Annotated in this window: 15 protein-coding genes and 1 riboswitch; of the genes, 11 read left to right on the top strand and 4 right to left on the bottom strand. The window is 65.8% G+C overall.

The genetic code is table 11. The features are described from left to right. Positions 1–6: 6 nt before the first annotated feature. From AAA989_RS09380 to gcvPB, 11 genes are all read left to right on the top strand, one after another. The gene (locus AAA989_RS09380) at positions 7–1,464 is read left to right on the top strand and encodes an oligosaccharide flippase family protein (protein WP_338242933.1); all 1,458 of its coding nucleotides are present in this window, start codon (positions 7–9) and stop codon (positions 1,462–1,464) included. Then, entirely contained in the window at positions 1,461–2,420 is a 960-nt protein-coding gene (locus AAA989_RS09375) for a nitroreductase family protein (RefSeq protein ID WP_338242931.1), read from the top strand. The genes AAA989_RS09380 and AAA989_RS09375 overlap by 4 nt, the downstream gene beginning before the upstream one ends. Continuing rightward, positions 2,420–3,604 (top strand): polysaccharide pyruvyl transferase family protein, encoded by a 1,185-nt coding sequence (locus tag AAA989_RS09370; RefSeq protein WP_338242929.1) that lies wholly within the window; start codon positions 2,420–2,422, stop codon positions 3,602–3,604. Before AAA989_RS09375 ends, AAA989_RS09370 begins: the two co-directional genes overlap by 1 nt. Positions 3,605–3,606: 2 nt before the next feature. After that, the gene (locus tag AAA989_RS09365; protein ID WP_338242928.1) at positions 3,607–4,779 is read left to right on the top strand and encodes a glycosyltransferase; all 1,173 of its coding nucleotides are present in this window, start codon (positions 3,607–3,609) and stop codon (positions 4,777–4,779) included. Beyond that, entirely contained in the window at positions 4,776–6,035 is a 1,260-nt protein-coding gene (locus AAA989_RS09360) for an O-antigen ligase family protein (protein WP_338242926.1), read from the top strand. The genes AAA989_RS09365 and AAA989_RS09360 overlap by 4 nt, the downstream gene beginning before the upstream one ends. Next, complete coding sequence (locus AAA989_RS09355; protein WP_338242924.1) at positions 6,032–7,201, top strand: glycosyltransferase family 4 protein; 1,170 nt, start codon at positions 6,032–6,034, stop codon at positions 7,199–7,201. Before AAA989_RS09360 ends, AAA989_RS09355 begins: the two co-directional genes overlap by 4 nt. After that, positions 7,198–7,962 (top strand): WecB/TagA/CpsF family glycosyltransferase, encoded by a 765-nt coding sequence (locus AAA989_RS09350; RefSeq protein WP_338242921.1) that lies wholly within the window; start codon positions 7,198–7,200, stop codon positions 7,960–7,962. Before AAA989_RS09355 ends, AAA989_RS09350 begins: the two co-directional genes overlap by 4 nt. A 107-nt stretch (positions 7,963–8,069) precedes the next feature. Then, positions 8,070–8,167, top strand: a riboswitch (glycine riboswitch). Between the two features lie 151 nt (positions 8,168–8,318). After that, a complete protein-coding gene (gene gcvT / locus AAA989_RS09345) occupies positions 8,319–9,446 on the top strand; it encodes a glycine cleavage system aminomethyltransferase GcvT (RefSeq protein WP_338242919.1) in 1,128 nt (375 codons plus the stop codon). Between the two features lies 1 nt (position 9,447). Then, positions 9,448–9,822 carry a glycine cleavage system protein GcvH gene (gcvH, locus tag AAA989_RS09340; protein WP_338242917.1) on the top strand — a complete coding sequence of 125 codons (375 nt, stop codon included), beginning with the start codon at positions 9,448–9,450 and terminating at the stop codon, positions 9,820–9,822. A gap of 5 nt (positions 9,823–9,827) precedes the next feature. Beyond that, entirely contained in the window at positions 9,828–11,189 is a 1,362-nt protein-coding gene (gcvPA, locus tag AAA989_RS09335) for an aminomethyl-transferring glycine dehydrogenase subunit GcvPA (RefSeq protein WP_338242915.1), read from the top strand. 5 nt (positions 11,190–11,194) lie between these two features. Further along, the gene (gcvPB, locus tag AAA989_RS09330) at positions 11,195–12,754 is read left to right on the top strand and encodes an aminomethyl-transferring glycine dehydrogenase subunit GcvPB (protein WP_338245486.1); all 1,560 of its coding nucleotides are present in this window, start codon (positions 11,195–11,197) and stop codon (positions 12,752–12,754) included. Between the two features lie 73 nt (positions 12,755–12,827). Here the strand turns inward: gcvPB and AAA989_RS09325 are convergent, their stop codons facing one another. The 4 genes from AAA989_RS09325 to AAA989_RS09310 form a co-directional block, all read right to left on the bottom strand. Further along, positions 12,828–14,111, bottom strand: coding sequence for an MFS transporter (locus AAA989_RS09325; protein ID WP_338242914.1), 1,284 nt, complete (start codon positions 14,109–14,111; stop codon positions 12,828–12,830). Positions 14,112–14,179: 68 nt separating this feature from the next. Further along, positions 14,180–16,504: a glycoside hydrolase family 3 protein gene (locus AAA989_RS09320; RefSeq protein WP_338242912.1), complete on the bottom strand. Its 2,325-nt coding sequence runs from the start codon at positions 16,502–16,504 to the stop codon at positions 14,180–14,182. Between the two features lie 144 nt (positions 16,505–16,648). After that, complete coding sequence (locus AAA989_RS09315; protein ID WP_338242910.1) at positions 16,649–17,854, bottom strand: MFS transporter; 1,206 nt, start codon at positions 17,852–17,854, stop codon at positions 16,649–16,651. After that, positions 17,851–18,906 carry a LacI family DNA-binding transcriptional regulator gene (locus AAA989_RS09310; RefSeq protein ID WP_338242908.1) on the bottom strand — a complete coding sequence of 352 codons (1,056 nt, stop codon included), beginning with the start codon at positions 18,904–18,906 and terminating at the stop codon, positions 17,851–17,853. Before AAA989_RS09310 ends, AAA989_RS09315 begins: the two co-directional genes overlap by 4 nt. Positions 18,907–18,908: the final 2 nt, after the last annotated feature.

Here is an 18,908-nt window from a genome sequence, read left to right as displayed (position 1 = left end):
TCACGCGTGACAACCCCCGGATCATTTCCAGGACAATCCATCGCGCGGCGGCTGGCCGGCGGTTTTGCCTGGAGTTCCCTGGGCACACTGGGCTGGCGCGTGCTGACGGCCGTCAGTTCCATCCTGGCTGCGCGCATCCTGGGCGCCGCGGGATTCGGTGAACTGGGGATCGTCCGCTCCACCGCCAACATCTTCCAGACCTTCGCCGTGTTCCGCTTGGGCACCACCGCCAGCAAGCACATGGCCGAATTTCGCGAGACCGACCCCGACCGCGCCGGGCGGATCCTGTCGATGGTGCTGTTCGTCTCCGCCGCGCTGTGCGCGGCTATGGGCATGATCCTGCTGGTTGCCGGGGGCTGGATCGCGCGGGACATCATCGGCAACGCGGCGCTGGAAACGCCGCTGCGGATCAGTTCCGCCATCATGTTCTTCCAGGCCTACGGAGCCGTGCGCGAGACGATCCTGATCGGGGCGGAGCGGTTCCGCGCCTTTGCCTTCGTCAACGCGGTCAAGGGCGGCGCGACCAGCGTGCTGCTGGTGGCGGGCACGCTGCTCGGCGGAGTGACAGGCGCGGTTGCCGGTCTCGCCATCGGCACCTTTCTCAGTTTCGTCGTGCTGGAGTTTTCCGTGCGCAAGGCGCTTGCCAGCCAGGGCATTGCCGGCAACCTGCCCTTTGCGAAGTGGAAGCGCGAGATACCGATCCTGTGGAGCTTCGCCCTGCCCGGCCTGCTGACCGGCGCCGCCACAGCCGGATGCTACTGGATCGGACGGGTTCACGTGGCAGACACGCCCGACGGTTTCGTGCAACTCGGCCTGTTCGAGGCCGCCAACCAGTGGCGAACGATGGTGCTGCTGGTCCCTGGCGCGCTGGCGCTGGCCGCCCTGCCGATCATCGCCAGCAGCTACGGCAAGGAAGCGAAGGACGACTTCGACGAGGCAATCTCGCTGCAGTTCAACGGCATCCTCTCGCTGGCCCTGCCCATTTCGGTGGGCGTCATCGTCTTCGCGGACTGGCTGATGCTGCTGTTCGGCAGCGAATACGAAGGCGGCGCAGATGTCCTGCCGATCCTGATGATCAGCGTCTTCCTGTTCGCGCTCAACCAGTCGCTGCGGCGGATCATGGACGGAACGGGCCACGTCTGGCGGCATACCGCGCTGACGGCGATCTGGGTCGCAGCGTTCCTGAGCACCCTTCTGGTGCTGCGGGAAGACGCCACTGCGCTATCGCTGGCATGGGCTTACATGCTAGCCGAAGCGGTCATGGCAGCCATCTCGATTGTCTACGTGGTCGCAGTGTTCGCGCGCTGGTTCCTGGTCCGCATCGCCGTTCCGCTGTTGCTGGCGGCGGGCGCGGGCACGCTTGCCGTGGTCGGGCAGCTGCAGGGAACGATATGGATGCTCGCCGCCGCGCTGGTAATCTCCGTCGTGCCGCTGGGCCTCTTCGCGTGGAGCGCGCGGTCGTGAAGCAGTATGCCATCCTGCTTGCGGACTATCTCTACGACCTGCGCCGCTTCGCCCGCCACTCCGCCTTCGGCAAGGATCCGGAGAAGCAGGCGCGGCACCTGCAGGCATGCCTGATGATCGCAGCGCATGGTCTGGAAAAGGGCCTCAGCTTTCGCGAGTTCGAGCCGCGCCGCGCCCAGAGCAAGCTGCGCAATGCGCTGAAGCTGATCCGCGCGCACCGCGACCTTGGCCTGGACGAAAACGATCCCGCGCTGGTGATGGCGCGCGATGCCGTGGCCGCCTACCGCCGCAAGCATGACGAACACGGCGTCGATATTTCCGACCTGCTGGGCAATGAGAATGGGCACGAAGGCGGAGACGGAACCGGATCGGTCCGCACCCTGCGGCGCGAGGAATTGAGCGATGCGGAGCGCGCCGCCTTGGGCAAGGCCATGCGCAGCCGGGCGAGCATCCGCGAATTCGGCGAGGAGCCCGTTACCGACGAGAAGGTCCGCGATGTGGTGACAGATGCGATGGCAACACCTTCCGTCTGCAACCGGCAGGGTTTCCGCGTGCACTATTCGCTCGACCGGAAGGTCATCGACCGCGCGCTTGCCTGCCAGAACGGCAACACCGGCTTCGGAAACCGCGTGCCCGGCCTGTTCATCGTGACCTGCACGCAGACCATCTTTCGCATGCCCAGCGAGCGCAACCAGGCCTTCGTCGACGGCGGGCTGTTCGCGATGAGCCTGCTGCTGGGGCTGAGCGCGAACGGGCTGGGCGGTTGCGCGCTGAACTGGTCCGCCAGCCACCGGCAGGACCTTGCTCTTCGCGCCACAGTAAATATTCCCGAGGACGAGGTGGTGATCATGATGATCGCCTTCGGCCCGCTGCCGGAGGAGGCGCGTGCCGCCGGATCGCGGCGCTACGACCTCGATACCTTCCTCACCGAACTCAAGGAGCGGAAGCGCACCTGATGCGTATCGGGGTCCTCACCTTTCATTCCAGCCGCAATTTCGGCGCGAACCTGCAGACGCTGGCGACGCAGGAGATGCTGCGCACGCTCGGCTACGAACCGGTGGTGGTGAACTACGTCGATGAGGCGAAACTCGCATCCTTCGCCAAGCTGGTGCCGCCCGAACAGGTTGCCCGGCACGATGCCTTCGCCGACAGGTACTACGACCTTTCGCCGCCTTTGCTGACGGTGGACGCGGTGGCCGACTATGTGCGCCAGAACCTTGACGGGGTAGTGAGCGGCTCCGACGCCGTGTTCCGCCTCGCCACGCCGTACCAGCCCAGGCGTATCGCCAAGCGGCTGCTGGGCCATTCCAATCCGTTCGAGGCGTTCAGCTGGGCCGACCGCGTGCCGCCGTTCTTCCTTCCCTTCGATGCGCCGGGCATCATCAAGGGAACGATCGCCGCTTCGTCGCGTGGAACATCGTTCTATTTCCTCAAGCCCCACATGATGCGCGAAACCGGCGCGGCGCTGCGCGATTTCGATTTCATCACGGTGCGCGACGACTGGACGGGAACGCTGGTGCGCTGGCTTTCGCTCGGCAAGGCCGATCCGCTCTACAGCCCCGATCCGGTGTTCGGCCTCAACACCGCCTTCCAAGTGCCGGACGACGAACGACCCGAGCAGGATCTCTCGGACGTGATCCTGCTCAACGGGGATTTCGACGAGGGCTGGCTGCGCCGCATGGTGGCTGCCATTCGCCAGCAGGGATACCGCGCGATGACGCTGGCGAACCCGGCGGAGAAGGATAGCTTCGATTTTACGGACGGGGCGCTGGACCTGCCGATGTCGCCGCTGACCTGGTATTCCAGCCTCGCCAGCTGCGCGGGCTTCATCGGGATGCGGTTCCACGCGTTCGTGTCGTGCGTTTCCAACAAGACGCCGGTGGTGACGATGGACCTGACCAGCAAGCGCTGGGGCAAGCCCGACCCTCGCAACCCGAACCACGATCTGGCCCGACGCGCGGGCATCCTCGACCGCTATTTCCACCGCGACGACCTGATGCGCGCCGATCCCGATCTGATCATGCAGCGCCTGTTCGATCCTGCGACGCAGGCGCTGGCGGACCGGTATGCCGATGCCGCTCCCGACATGCTGCTTCGCCACCTGCGCCGCTTCGAACAGCTCGCCGCGACGAGAGCCTGACCATGCGGATCGCCTGGGTTACCCGATCCTTCCTCGACTACCGCATCCCCGTGTTTCGCCACCTGGACGCCCTGACGGACGGCGGGTTGCACCTGGTCTTTTCCGGCAGCTACGTGCCGGACGCCGTCGTGGCCAAGGCGGTGGACGCGCTGGGTGAACGAGCCCACCCCCTGACGGGCGAGATCCGGATCGGCGGGGAAGACCGGGACCATCGCGCAAACCGCAACATCTCGGTCCGCTGGCAACCGGGTCTGCTGAAGCACATCTCCGGCCTGGAGCCCGACGTCCTGGTGACGGACGGCTTCTTCAAGTGGACGCTGCCCGCGCTCATCCATCGCCTGCGGTACGCTACGCCCCTGGTCATCGCCTACGAACGCACCCGGCATACGGAGCGGCATGCGCAGGGCATACGCACGATCTATCGGCGGCAGGTCGTGAAACGCACCGATGCCATGGATTGCAGCGGCCGACTGTGCCGCGAGTACGTTACCGGCGATCTGGGGATGGACCCGGCCCGCGTTACGGTGGGACACATGAGCGCCGATACCCAGGGCCTGCAACAGGCGGCGGACCGCGTGACGGACCAGGCGCGAGAGACCCTGCGCGCCAGGCTAGGCCTGCAAGGCACGGTCTTTCTCTATGTCGGGCGGCTGATCGAGCTGAAGGGCATTCGCGAGATGCTGGACGGGTGGCAGGCCGCCGGTCTTGCCGAGGGCGAGGCCAGCCTGCTGCTGGTGGGCGACGGCCCCTTGCGTTCCGAGGTGGAAGCGCGCGCTGCCACCCTGCCGGGCGTGCGTCTAGCAGGCCAGGTCCCCTACGACGAACTGGCGACCTATTATGCCGCCGCCGATGCCTTCGTGATCGCCACGCTGGAAGACAACTGGTCGCTCGTCGTGCCCGAGGCGATGGCCTGCGGCCTGCCTGTACTCAGTTCCGTCTACAACGGCTGCTGGCCGGAATTCGTGCGCGCGGAAAATGGCTGGACATTCACGCCCGAAAACACGAACGACCTCGCCGCGACGCTGCGCCAGGCGCACGCGCTGGGACGAAAGGAGCTGGGCCGCATGGGCCGCAAATCGCGCGACATCGTGCAGGACCATGGGCCGGAACACGCGGCTCGCTCGATCCTCGATGCCTGCAAGATCGCGATTGCCCATGCGGAGAATGGCCGGTGAAGCTGACCCGCGCCTTCGATGTCGCCCTGTGGACCTTGCTGCTCATCGCGCTTGCACGCACGACCGTGCTCGTGCGTCGGCGCGACACCAGCGAATTCGATGCCGTGGATATATCGGCGACCATCGCCATCGTGATCGTGGCGGCCATCATCGGGTTGCTTGTGCTGCACCCAAGATCACGCCAGGTCTTGGGGAGCCTTCGGGAATCCTCCGTCATCCTGGTGCCGGTCTATTTCGTTCTCGCGGCGCTGACGGCCCTGTGGTCGCTCCGCCCGGACTTCACCGTCTTCAGAGCCCTTGAAGTGCTCACGTTCTTTGCCGCCATGTTCGTGCTGATCGCCGGATTTCGCGACTGGCGCAACGCGGAGCGCGCGATGCTGACTGTCCTCATGACCGTCACGGTGCTGAGCTTCCTGCAACGCGCCCTGTTCGTGGGCCTGAGCTTCGAAGGCCTGCACACGAACGTCTACACCGTCACCGCGGGCATGGGTTTCCTTTACGCGCTGGGCGAAAGCTTTCGCGCGGACGCGGAGCGCCGCCGCGCGCTGCGAAGGTGGATGGTCGTGTTCCTGGCGTTCGCGATCGCGGGCACCAGCGCCGGGTCCAACATCGGCATCGCCTGCGGCGTGCTGGCGATGTTGCCGTTCCTGCCACCCAGCAGGATCATCCTGGTTCCTATCGGCATCGCGTGCGTGGCGATCATCGTGGTGCTCGGCACCAGCGAGGAATTCCTGTCCAGCACGCTGCTGTCGGGTCGTTCGATAGAAGATGCCCAGTCCCTGACCGGGCGCATGGACCTCTGGCGCGCCTATTTCGATGCCTTTGCCGAGCGTCCCCTGATCGGCCACGGGTTCGCCGTGGTCGCGCGCCTGGGCGACCAGTTCGGTACGAATGCCACAACCAACGCGCATAACGGCTTCATCGAGGCGCTGATCGGGCTTGGCGTATTCGGTTTCGCCCTGCTGCTGATATTCTCCATCAGGCTTGTAGCGGAAACCTGGAAAGCCAACCGGGCGGGCATCGCCGGCGGCCTTGGCTGCATGGCGGCGCTGATCATGATGATGGTCAACAACAACTCCAAGTCGATCCTCGGTGGAGGCTACGACCCCACCGTTCTCGGCGTGTTTGCCATGCTGGCCTTCTTCCATGTCTATACCTGGCGCGCCGTGCGCGAACAGGAAGCGCAGCGGCGCATGGTTCGCGAAGTTGCCGTGAACGAGCGTCTGGCCGATGGGGCATCTTCCGCACGCCCATGAAGCTGCTGTTCGTCCATAACCGGTACGGCAAGCGCAGCGGGGAAGAGGTGATGCTCGAGCGCATCGTCGACCTGTTGCGCAGCCGCGGTCACGAGGTCGACACCTGGTTCGCGGACAGCGCCGACATCGAAGGACCGCTTGCCATGGCGAAAGCCGGGGCCTCGGGGATCCATTCGCCCTCCTCGCGGCGCGAGATTGCGCAGCGGTTGAGGGATGACCGGCCGGATATCGTGCAGGTGCAGAACCTTTATCCGCTTATCTCCCCCTCGATCCTGCCGGTGATCAAGGACGCGGGCGTGCCCGTGGTGATGCGCCTTTCGAACTACCGCCTGGTCTGCCCCAACGGCCTGTTCCTCAGCCACGGCAAGGTGTGCGAGGCCTGCACCGGCGGACGCGAGTGGAACTGCGTGGTCCGGAACTGCGAGAGCAACCTGGCGAAGTCCGCCGCCTATGCCGCGCGCAACGCCTGGGCTCGAAAGCGCGGCCACTACCGCGACAACGTGACCCGCTATTACGCGCAGACGCGGTTCCAGCGCGATATCCTGGTGCGCGAGGGATACCCGGCAGACCGCATCGACGTGATCCCCAACATGACCGAAATGCCCGAGCACGCACCGGCATGGGTGCCGGGTGAATTCGTAGGTTTCGCCGGACGTCTGAGCGCGGAAAAAGGCATCGACACGCTTTTCGCCGCGGCCCGGCGAACCCCGCAGGTGCGCTATCGCCTGGCGGGAAGCGAGGGCGACTACGCCGGACGTAGGAACACGCCTGCAAACGTCGAACTCCTCGGCCATCTCGGCCCCGAAGACCTTGCCCGCTTCTATCGCGAAGCGGCGCTGATCGTAACGCCCAGCATCTGCTACGAGGGGTTTCCCGGCGTCGTGCTGGAGGCGATGCGACACGCCCGGCCCGCAGTCGTATCCGACATCGGCGGCTTGCCCGAAGTGGTTGGCGGCGGCGAGGCCGGGGTCCTCGTTCCGCCCGGTGACGACCAGGCGCTTGCCGAGGCGATCGGCCAGCTGATGGCCGATCCGGACCGCCGCCGGAAACTGGGCGAAGCAGGTTTTGACCGGGCGAAGCGGGAATACACCTGCGATCTCTATTACGAGCGCCTGATGGCGACTTACACCAAGGCAATCGACGCCCCAGGGGGACACCCGGCATGACCGCCGCTCTCCCCACTGAACGCATCCTCGACTACGATGTGTGCACCTTGCGGCCGGCCGCCCTCGCCACGCACGTCGCCGACTGGCTCGACGCAGAGAACTCCGGCGCGCGCCATGTCGCCTGCGTCAACCCGCACTCAATCGAGGTGGCACGCGGCGATCCGGCCTTCCGCGAGGCGCTGCACCGCGCAGACCTGCTGATCCCCGACGGTATCGGCATCGTCCTCGCTTCCCGGTTCAACGGTGGCACCATATCCGAGCGGGTTACGGGGTTCGACCTGTTCCAGCTGACCGCCGGTCTTCTGGCAGAACGCAAGGAGCGGATGATGTTCCTCGGCTCCTCCGAAGACGTGCTTGCCACGATCCGCGCTCGCGTGAAGCGCGACTATCCCGGCGTCACGGTTGAAACCTACTCGCCGCCCTACAAGGCCGAGTTCTCCGCCGAGGACAACGCCGCCATGCACGCTGCCGTCAACGCCTTCCGACCTGATGTACTCTGGGTCGGAATGACCGCGCCCAAACAGGAGAAGTGGGTGGAGGCCAACCGCCCTCACCTGCAAACGAGGATGATCGGCTCCATTGGCGCAGTGTTCGATTTCTACGCCGGGCGCATCCGGCGGCCCGGCAAGATGTGGCAGAAACTCGGCCTCGAATGGCTGCCGCGCCTCGCGGGAGAACCCAGGCGGCTATGGCGCCGCATGGGCATTTCCGCGCCGCTGTTCGTCGGCGCGGTGGTGAGAGACCGTTTTCGCCGCAAATAGTGGTATTTCCACTGCGATATAGCGCATTGGCGATTGACCGGACGGCGACCTTCCAGCAAAGGGGGCTTGCCTGTCGATTCGCATATGTGAAATAGCAGATGCGATCGGCTGGACGCGCGGGAGAGTGTTTCGCACTTCACCGTCGGAACCGCCGAAGGAGCAACCGCCCCGGAAACTCTCAGGCGAAAAGGACCGCGCGACCAGTCCAGGCACTCTGGAAAGCTCTCCGGACACAGTCCGGGGACACCGAAGGGGTAAGCGCCGTGACGGCGTGTGTCTCTCAGGTTTCGAGACAGAGGGGGCATGGCGAAAGGACCCGGTGTTCGGGTGCTGCCAAGCCGTGCCGGGACCCGTCGATGAGCGAATCCGATCAAGTCGAAGACCAACCCCCCGAAAAGCTGCCGCTGGATGCATGGCATCGCGACCAGGGTGCCCGGATGGTGCCCTTCGCGGGGTACGAGATGCCGATCCAGTACGAAGGCATCGTCGCCGAACACGAATGGACGCGGAACAGCGCCAGCCTGTTCGATGTCTCGCACATGGGCCAGCTTGCGGTTTCGGGCGAGAACGCGGCGCACGAACTGGAAAAGCTGCTTCCCACGAATATCGAGAACCTCGCCGAAGGGCAGATGCGCTACTCCCTGCTGCTGACCGAGGCCGGCGGGATCATCGACGACCTCATCGTCACCAACACCGGCTCGCACTTTGCGCTGGTGGTGAACGGTGCGTGCAAGTGGGACGATATCGCCCACCTGCGCGAGCATCTGGATGATGACATCACCCTGACCCACTACGACGACTTTGCGCTGCTTGCCCTGCAAGGCCCGAAAGCCGCTGCCGCGCTGGAAAAGCTGGTGCCCGGAGTGGCCGAACTCTCGTTCATGCGCGCAGGCCTGTTCCGCTGGAACGGCCAGCACGTCTGGGTCAGCCGGGCGGGCTATACCGGGGAGGACGGGTTCGAGATTTCCATCCACCAGAACCACGTCACCGCCCTGGCCGATGCCCTGATCGCGGACGAGCGGGTCAGGCCCGCAGGGCTCGGCGCGCGCGACAGCCTGCGCCTGGAGGCAGGTCTGCCCCTCTACGGCCACGACCTCACTACCGATACCGATCCCGTCAGCGCGGGGCTCGGGTTCGCCCTCGCCCGCTCGCGCCGCGAAGGCGGCGGCTATGCGGGGCACCCTGCCACCATGGCGCGGCTGGAACAGGGAGGCTGCTCCGAACGGCGCGTGGGGCTTGCCGTGGAAGGCCGCCTCCCCGCGCGCGAAGGCGCAAAGGTCTATTCCGGCGAGGCGCTGGTGGGCACGGTCACCAGCGGCGGATTCTCGCCCACGCTCGGCCACCCGATAGCCATGGCCTACGTCGAAACCGAATACGCCGAGGACGGCACCGCTCTGCATATCGAAGTGCGTGGAAGGCGCCTTCCCGCGCGCGTCGTGCCGCTGCCCTTCGTACCCCACAACTACGTCCGCAAAGGAAGCTGAAATGTCCCGTTACTTCACCGAAGAACACGAATGGATCGACATCGAGGGCGATACGGCCACGATCGGCATCACCGCCTACGCGCAGGAGCAGCTGGGCGATATCGTGTTCGTCGAAGTGCCGCAGGCCGGCACCGAGCTGGCCAAGGGGGCCGAGGCCGCCGTGGTGGAAAGCGTCAAGGCGGCGAGCGACGTCTACGCGCCCATTTCCGGCACGGTGACCGAGGGCAATTCGGCGCTGGAGGAGGAGCCCGAACTGGTCAACTCCAGCCCCGAGGACGAAGGCTGGTTCTTCCGCCTCACCGTGGCTGACAGCGCCGAGCTCGAGGGACTGATGGGCGAAGGCGAATACAAGACATTCTGCGAAGGACTCGACTGAACCCCATGCGCTACCTTCCCCTCACCGATCCCGATCGCTCGGCGATGCTGGACAAGATCGGCGCGCCAAGCGTCGATGCGCTGTTCGCCGACGTGCCCGACGAGCATTATCTCGATGGCCCCATCGAGGGCCTGCCGCTGGCCGCTGGCGAAATGGCAGTCGAGAAGCACATGCGGGCGCTGTCGAAGCAGAACCTCGCCGCGGCCGATGCCGCCTTCTTCTGCGGCTCGGGTGCCTATCGCCATCACGTTCCCGCCACGGTCGATCACATCATCCAGCGCGGCGAGTTCCTGACCGCCTACACGCCCTACCAGCCGGAAATCGCGCAGGGCACCTTGCAGATGCTGTTCGAATTCCAGACGCAGGTGGCGCGTCTCTACGGCTGCGAAATCGCCAATGCGTCGATGTACGATGGCTCTACCGCGTGCTGGGAAGCGATCGTGATGGCCGCTCGGCTGACCAGGCGGAACCGCATCCTGATGAGCGGCGGCGTGCATCCGCACTATGTTTCCGTCGCGCAGACCATGGTGCGCTTCACGCCGGGCCATGTCGACTACGAACTGCCCGTTCTCGCTTCCGACGCGGGCGACGACAGCCTGATGGCGCGGATCGACGCGGAAACCAGCTGCGTGGTGGTGCAGTACCCCGACATCATGGGCCGCATTCCCGACCTGCCGCGCATTGCCGAGGCAACTCATGCGGCGGGTGCTCTGCTGATCGTCGTGAACACCGAACCCGTGGCGCTGGGCGCGCTGGAAGCCCCCGGCAACCTGGGCGCGGATATCGTGGTGGGCGAAGGCCAGGCGCTGGGCGTGGGCCTGCAATTCGGCGGGCCGTACCTGGGCCTGTTCGCCATCACCAATCCCAAGCACGTGCGCCAGATGCCTGGTCGCTTGTGTGGGGAGACGGTGGATGCCGACGGCAAGCGCGGCTTCGTGCTGACCCTTTCCACCCGCGAGCAGCACATTCGCCGGGAAAAGGCGACCAGCAACATCTGCACCAACAGCGGGCTCTGCGCGCTGGCGTTCTCCGTCCACATGACCCTGCTTGGGGAAAAGGGGCTGACGGCGCTCGCGGCGGAGAACCATCGCCTCGCCTGCCTGGCCGCCGACAGGCTGGACAAGGTGCCCGGCGTGAGCGTGCTGAACGATGCGTTCTTCAACGAATTCACGCTGGTTCTGAACAAGGAGACCCGCCCGCTGGTGCGCGATCTGGCGACCAAGGGCGTGCTGGCCGGCGTGTCGCTGGGCCGCCTGTTCCCCGATGGCGAGGGGCGTGAAAACGGCCTGCTCGTCACCGTCACCGAGACCGTGACGGAAGAGGATATCGAGAAACTTGCCACCGTCCTCGAGGAGGCGCTGTCGTGAACACCATGAATGCAAGTGGCTGGAAGCCGGGAACTCCGGTGGCCCCCGAACACGGTGCCGAATACCCCACCGCGACCGGCAACAAGGCGCTGATGCTGGAAGAACCGCTGCTGTTCGAGCTGGGTACGCGCGACACCTGCGGGGTGGACCTGCCTGTTCCAGACGAGAATGCGAAAACGCGGCTGGGCAGCTTCGCCCGAAAGCAGCCCATCGGTCTGCCGGGCCTGTCGGAACCCGAAACGGTGCGTCACTACACGCGCCTGTCGCGACAGAACTATGCCATCGACCTGGGCCTGTTCCCGCTCGGCAGCTGCACGATGAAGCACAACCCGCGCCTGAACGAGAAGGTCGCACGGATGCCCGGCTTTGCCGATGTTCATCCGCTGCAACCGGTGGACACGGTGAAGGGTGCCTTCGGCGTCATCCACGAACTGGCGCACTGGCTGGTGGAACTGACCGGCATGAGCGCGGTCGCCATGAGCCCCAAGGCGGGCGCACACGGCGAACTGTGCGGCATCCTGTGCATCCGCGCCGCGCTGGAAGCGCGCGGAGACATGCGCAAGGTCGTCCTCGTGCCGGAAAGCGCGCACGGCACCAACCCCGCCACCGCCGCCTTTGCCGGTTACGAGGTTGAGGACATTCCCGCGAACGAGGATGGCCGGGTCGACCTTGAAGCCCTTAAGGCACGCCTGGGTCCGGACGTGGCGGGCGTGATGATCACCAATCCCAACACCTGCGGCCTGTTCGAGCGCGACATGAAGGCGATTTCCGACGCGGTGCATGCCGCGGGCGGCTTCGTCTATTGTGACGGCGCGAACTTCAACGCCATCATGGGCCGGGTGCGTCCCGGCGATCTTGGCGTGGATGCAATGCACATCAACCTGCACAAGACCTTCTCCACCCCGCACGGCGGCGGCGGGCCGGGCTCCGGCCCCGTGGTGCTGTCGGAAGCGCTGGCGCCCTATGCGCCGCTGCCTTTCGTCACGCGCGACGAGACCGGCGAGATCACGCTGGTGGAGGAGGAGAACGTGGGAGACGCCTTCCCCGGCAGCTTCGGACGGATGAGCGCGTTCCACGGGCAGATGGGCATGTTCACCCGTGCGCTCACCTATATCCTCAGCCATGGCGCGGACGGATTGCGGCAGGCATCGGGCGATGCAGTGCTCAATGCCAATTACCTGCTGCGAAGCCTGGACGACGTGCTCGATGCGCCCTTCGGCCATGCCGGGCACTGCATGCACGAGGCGCTGTTCGGCGACAAAGGCTTTGCGGAAGGAATGTCCACGCTGGACGTCGCCAAGGGTCTGATCGACGAGGGTTTCCACCCGATGACGATGTACTTCCCGCTGGTCGTCCACGGCGCCATGCTGGTGGAGCCGACCGAGACCGAGAGCAAGGCCACGCTCGACCAGTTCGCCACCGCCATGCGATCGGTGGCAGAGCGCGCGAAGGCAGGCGACGAGACGCTGAAGACCGCGCCTCACCATGCTTCACGATCCCGGCTCGACGAAGCCCAGGCCGCGCGCAAGCCGGTGCTGGCCTGGCAGGAGGAAGACCCGAGCTAGTTCCCCTGCAGGGAGCCTCGGGCGCCATCTGCTGAAGGCGCTCGCCTGTGCACCCGGCGCACAGGCGAGTGCCTCAATGCACGGATTTGGATTTCGTCGCCGCGTGAACGGGAGTGGTCCTCGACGCGAAGATCGCAAACATGCACAGCAATGCGTAGCAGACTGCCGGGACGATGAAGGCCACCGTATAGCTGCTCGCTTCCGAAACCGCGCCCACGATGTAGGGCACGGCGGCTCCTCCCACGATCCCCGTGCACAGCATGGCCGACGTCGCTTCCTCGCTGGCGGTCGAACGCTCCAGCGTCAGCGTGAAGATCACGGGGAACATGATCGAGTTGAACAGGCCGATGGCCAGGGCCACGTAGCCGGCTGACACCCCGCCCACGCTGAACACGTAGAGGCACATCAGCGCCGCCACGGCGGTGAAGATGGTCAGCAGTACGCTCGCCTTGAAGCGATAGAGCAGCGCGGAGCCTACCAGGCGACCGATGAAGGCACCGCCCCAGTAATAGGATACCAGCGCCCCTGCCTCCTGCAGGCTGATCCCCCAGGTATTATCGCTGTTGAGGAAAAGCGCCATCTGCGCCCCGATCGCGACCTCGGCACCGACGTAAAGGAAAATCGCCGCGGCGCCGATGAGCGCCCACCTGGCGCTCAAGGCATCGGCGATCAGCTGCCCCAAGTTCTTGCCCGAACCGATGACGGGCGCGGCGCTGGACACCGTCTTGCGCGCGAAGAAGAAGAACGCCAGCAGGGCCAGCAGCAGGCCGCAGATCCAGAAATAGGCGGTGTCGATACCGGCCAGCGCGTTGGAGCGAACCTCCTCGGTCAGGGCGACGCCCTCGTCGACCTCGACACCTTTCAGGAACAGCAGCGATCCCAGCCAGGGACCTATAATGGTGCCGAAGCTGTTGAACGTCTGCGCCAGCGTCAGGCGGAAGTGGCTTTTCTCAGGCGTGCCGAGCGCCGCTGCCAGCGGGTTTGCAGCGACCTGCAGGATGGTGATGCCGCTTGCCAGGACGAACAGGCCCAGCAGCACCAGGTTGTAGTTGGCGACGTTCGCGGCGCCCAGCATGATCAGGCAAGCCACCACCATCATTATCAGTGCCACCAGAATGGATGGCACGGCGCGCCACTTCGCGATCACGGCTGCTGCCGGAAAGCTGACGAGGCCGTAGGCGATGAAGAAGGCTGACGCCGACAGCATGGCCTGCCGGTCGTTGAGGGTGAAGATGCCTTTCACGGCCGCAACCAGCGGATCGATCAGGGAGGTGATGAACCCCCAGGCGAAGAACAGGGTGGTAACCGCGATGAATGCCGCGCGTACGGCTGCTTTCGGTTCGGCTTGTGTCGCCATGATCTAATCCCTCTCCCTGTCCGCGGCTTTGCCGAAACTCGCCTGCGATGTCTAAACCTTGATGCGTCTCAGAACGCGCAGCCGGTGCCCTCGGGCAGGTCTTCGCGCGCGATTTCGGCAATGCGAAACGTCAGGTCGGCCTCGGTGGCAAAGGTAATGCTGTCGCCAAGACTGCCTGCGCATTCCTGCGTGATCACCATCTCGCGCCAGCCCTTGCCCGCAGCATGGTCGAAATGCGGAGTCAGGTCGACAAGGCCGCTGTCGCCGATGCGAAGCGTCACGGGGCCGGAGGGCCGGTCGAGAACCTCGTAAGTCATGCGGTAGGCACCGCCGCTGTCCGCGTCTTGCGACAGGGTCAGCTGCGATCCGGCAGCCATGGCGATCTCGCGCGAATCCTCCTGCGCGTTGCGGTCATACCCGCGCGCAGTCACGCCGCCCGCGCTGCCCACCAGCAATGGCAACGACGCCCCGTTGCCCGCCGTGGCGCTGACACCGCTGGCAAGGCGGCCGGAGCCGAACAGGTCGAAGCTGACGTAATCCTCCAGCGCGGCGCAGCTTTCATCGAGCTCGCGCAGGGGCGAGGTATCGGCAAGCGCGCGGCCGTAGCCCAAGGGAAAGAGCGCCCCCTCAGGTGCGTTCAGCGGTTCGCCCGCGCAGTCGGCAGGCCAGCTGAACGACAGGCGTCCCGTCGCGTCGTGCGCGCCGGTCAGGATATCGGCGATACCCGCACCTTCGCTGCCCGGCAGCCAGGATGCGACGAAGGCATCGGATGCATTGAGCTCGCGGTTCATCCACATCGGTCGACCCGAGAGGAACACCGAAACCGTGGGGATGCCCTGTTCCTGGAACGCCCGCAGCAGGCGCAGGCCCTCCTCGTCGCGCAGGACCAGGTCGGGGCGGTCGCCCGCAAATTCGGCATAGGGCGTCTCGCCGAAGACGACCACGGCAACGTCCGGCCGGTCGGTGAAGGAGCCATTCACGGAAAGCTCCGCGGCTCCACCTGACGCTTCGACCGCGCTTTCCAGCCCTTCCCAGATAGAGGTCGCGTTCGGAAACAGGTCGCGCTCAAGTTCACGGCCACCCTGCCACGTCAGCGTCCAGCCACCCGCAGCCTGGCCGATGTTATCGGCGGCCTGGCCCGCCACGAGCACCTTTGCGCCCGGAGCCAGCGGCAGCACGCCGTCGTTCTTCAGGATCACCTGCGATTTCGCCACGGCTTCGCGCGCCAGGGCGCGGTGTTCGGGCGAGCCGAGCAGGTCGAACTGTCCGCCGACCCCGCGTTCGGACGGGCGACGGGCATCTTCACCCAGCAGTCCGGCGCGGTACTTCAGGCGCAGCACGCGGCCCACGGCCTCGTCGAGCCGGGCCATCGGAATCGTGCCATCCTCTACCTGCGCCACGAGGCTCTCCATCAGGGCGCGCCAGTCGTCGGGCACCATGTAGATATCGAGGCCCGCCATCAGCGACTGCGGACAATCGGTGACGGTGCATCCGTCCACCTGCCCGTGCCCGTTCCAGTCGCCGACAACGACGCCGTCGAAGCCCATGCGCTCGCGCAGGACGCCGCTGAGCAGTTCCTCGTTTCCGTGCATCTTGCGCCCGTTCACGGAATTGAAGCTGGCCATCACCACTTCCACCCCGGCCTCTATCGTGGCCGGATAGGGATAGGCGTGGATCGCCAGCAGTTCATCGATCGGCAGGTTCACGTCGCCCTGGTCCACGCCGTCCTCGGTGCCGCCGTCGCCCATGAAGTGCTTGGCCGTCGCGATCACGCGTCCGGTGCCGAGGTGATCGGCAGCAGCGGGATCGCCCTGCAATCCTTCCACCAGCGCCGCGCCGAGGCGGGCGACCAGTTCGGGGTTCTCGGAATAGCTTTCGTAACTGCGGCCCCAGCGATCGTCTTGCGCCACGGCGACCGTGGGGGAGAAGTTCCAGTCGATGCCGGTCGCCTCGATCTCGGCGGCAGTGGCCTTGCCAATGCGGCGCACGAGGTCTGCATCGCCGGTTGCGCCCAGCCCGATGTTGTGCGGAAAGATCGTGGCGCCGATCACATTGGTGTGGCCGTGGACGGCATCGGTTCCCCACATCGTGGGGATCACCGGCTCATCCCCCGGCAGCGGCTGCGCCGAGGCATCGTACATCTCGTCGGCATAGCGCAGCCACTCTGCAGCGGGCGCGAACTCGTCGCCGTAGGGGCCGCCGTTGCCGCCGTTCAGGTAGCTGCCGAAGCGGTAACGCTCCATGTCGGCAGGGGTGAAGGAATTGATCTGAGGCTGGATCAGCTGGGCGACCTTGCGCTCCGTCGACATGCGCGAAAGCAGGTCGGCAACGACCGCATCCTCGGTATCGGCAACAGCCGCGACCGGCGGCGTCTGCGCCGTCTCGGCTGGCACTGTCGCACAGGCAGAAAGCCCTATGGCCATCGCTGCAACGGCGACACCTGTCCGCCATCCGAAACCCGTCTTCATCACTCACCCCGGAAAATTGTTAACGTTCTCAATCGGGGTTCTTGCATGCCTTCGCAGGCTTGGCAAGCGCTAGTTCGGGCGGACCACGCTGCCCAGCAGGATGGCTGCAAGCGTCACGAGCGCAGCGAGCACCAGGAACAGTCCGGAAAATCCGAACAGCGGCACCATGGCCAGCGTCAGGCCGGGCATGACCAGCGAAGGCACGGTGTTGGTAAGATTGAACAATCCCAGGTCGCGCCCGCGATGCTGGGGTCGCGGAAGCACGCGCAGCGTCTGCGCGGAATGCAGTGCGAGGAAGATGGATGCGACAAGGCCGAACAGCCCGTATGCCATCATCGCCAGGGGAAGCGAGGGGGCCGCCGCCATCAGCACCAGGGCCACGCCGGTCAATCCCGCGCATACCGCCAGCGGCAGGATGGGCCGGTTGTTCCGGTCCGCCCACCGTCCCACCAGCATGGTGGCGGGCACGGCCACGAACAGCACGACGGTGAAGACCTGCGCCGCGTCATCGTCGCCGATGTCGGAGGAAATGCTGCGCAGCCAGATATAGAGGTAGGCGAACAGCGCTGCCTCGGCGATCTGCACCAGCAGGCGCGCCAGCCACATGCGAACTACCAGGGCGCGGGGGCGAGGGTCGCGCTCTCCCTCCAAGCGCGGGGCTGGCTCCATCAGTTCGGGGAAAGGCCGCGGCCTGGCGAAGAGCAGCACCGGCAGCACGCACAAGGCGACGAGGATGGCGACGATGGTCAGCCGCGTATCGGGTTCGGCCAGCCCGGGGATCGTCACCAGCGCGCCGGATGCCGCGCCCAGCGCCGGTGAAAAGGCCAGCAGTCCCCCGAGGAAACCCTTCTGCCGGTCGGGTACGAAGTCACCGGCAAGGGCGGCCAGCGGAGCCAGCATCATGTTGAGCGCGCATTGCCAGACCACGAGCAGAAAAAGGAGCATGGCCAGCCCATCCGCCTTCGCCATCGCGACCAGCAAGGTGCAGCTGAGCAGCAGCCCCGTGGCGATCCAGCCCCCGCGATTTCGCGTGCGGTCGGACAGCCAGCCGAAGGCGATGTTGGAAAGGCTGGCAGCCACCGCGCCGGCAAAGGCGCAGTAGGCCAGCCAGGTCACGTCCTCGCCCGCAGCCATGGCCTCCACCCGCACCGGCAGCAGGATCGTGAGGAACGGTACGTAGGCCATGGCACCCCCCGCAGCGGCGAGCGCGTAGAGCAGCATGAAACGCAGCGACTGGCGCTGCCCCGTGTCGGCCGCAGAGGCCGCTGCGTTCATTTGGTTTTCGGCGGCGGGGCGACAGACTGGCGTTCGACCAGGCTACCCTCGACGATCATCGGCATCGGCGGCAGATCCTCGCCGCGCTGCGCCTTGATCAGCAGTTCCACGGCCTGCGACACGGTTTCCGCGATGGGTTGATCGATCGCGGTCAGCGGCGGCTGGATGAAGCGCACCACGGGCGTGTTGTCGAAACTGATCAGCGAAAGGTCGCCCGGCACTCTCAGCCCCAGGTCGTGCGCAACCTTGTTGGCGGCCATCGTCATCTGGTCGTTGCTGGCAATGATGGCGGTCGGCCTGTTGCTGCGCGACAGCATCTTGCGGGCGGCCTTTTCGCCCGACGCAAAGCTGAAATCGCCGCGTTCGCAAAGGCCCGTGGTGTCGAGCCCGTGTTCCTTCATGGTTTCCAGCCAGCCTTCCTTGCGCCACTGGCTGAGCGCGTATTCGCGTGCACCCGCGATGAAGCCGATGCGCCGGTGCCCTTTCCCGATCAGGTACTCGGTCGCCATGCGGGCATGCGGCTTGTCGCCCATGGTGATCGCCAGGCCACCGTTCTCGCGCGAGCCGATGCGCACGAACGGGATCTTGTGTTTCTGAAGGAGACTGGTGATCAGCGCGTTGTCCCCGTGCGGCGGGGTCAGGATGACGCCATCGGGCTGCAGCGCCGCGATGGCGCCCCTCAGTTCGCGCTCCACGTGGTCGCTGTGGGTGTCGACCAGTTCGAAGATCAGGCGATAGCCGTATTCGGCGCATTTCAGCATGCCGCCCAGCAACATCTGGTCGATCCAGTCGCTGCCCTCGCGGGCGCGCCAATCCTCTATCGTGCGCTCACGGTCGTTGAGGGCCAGGATGAGGTAACTGCGCGATCCGCTCATCCGCTGTGCGGCGATGGACGGCACATAGCCGAGCTTGTCGATCGAGGCCTGCACCCGCTCCTTCATCTCGGGGCGGACATTGGCCTCGTTGTTGATGACGCGGCTGACGGTCTGCAGCGACACCCCGGCATCGGCGGCGACGTGCTTGATCGTCACGGATTGTCGGCGACGTGCCATTT

Source organism: Aurantiacibacter hainanensis, from assembly GCF_036321025.1.
GTDB lineage: Bacteria > Pseudomonadota > Alphaproteobacteria > Sphingomonadales > Sphingomonadaceae > Alteraurantiacibacter > Alteraurantiacibacter hainanensis.
Note: the sequence above shows the minus strand (reverse complement) of the source record. Positions and strands in the feature narration are given on the sequence as shown.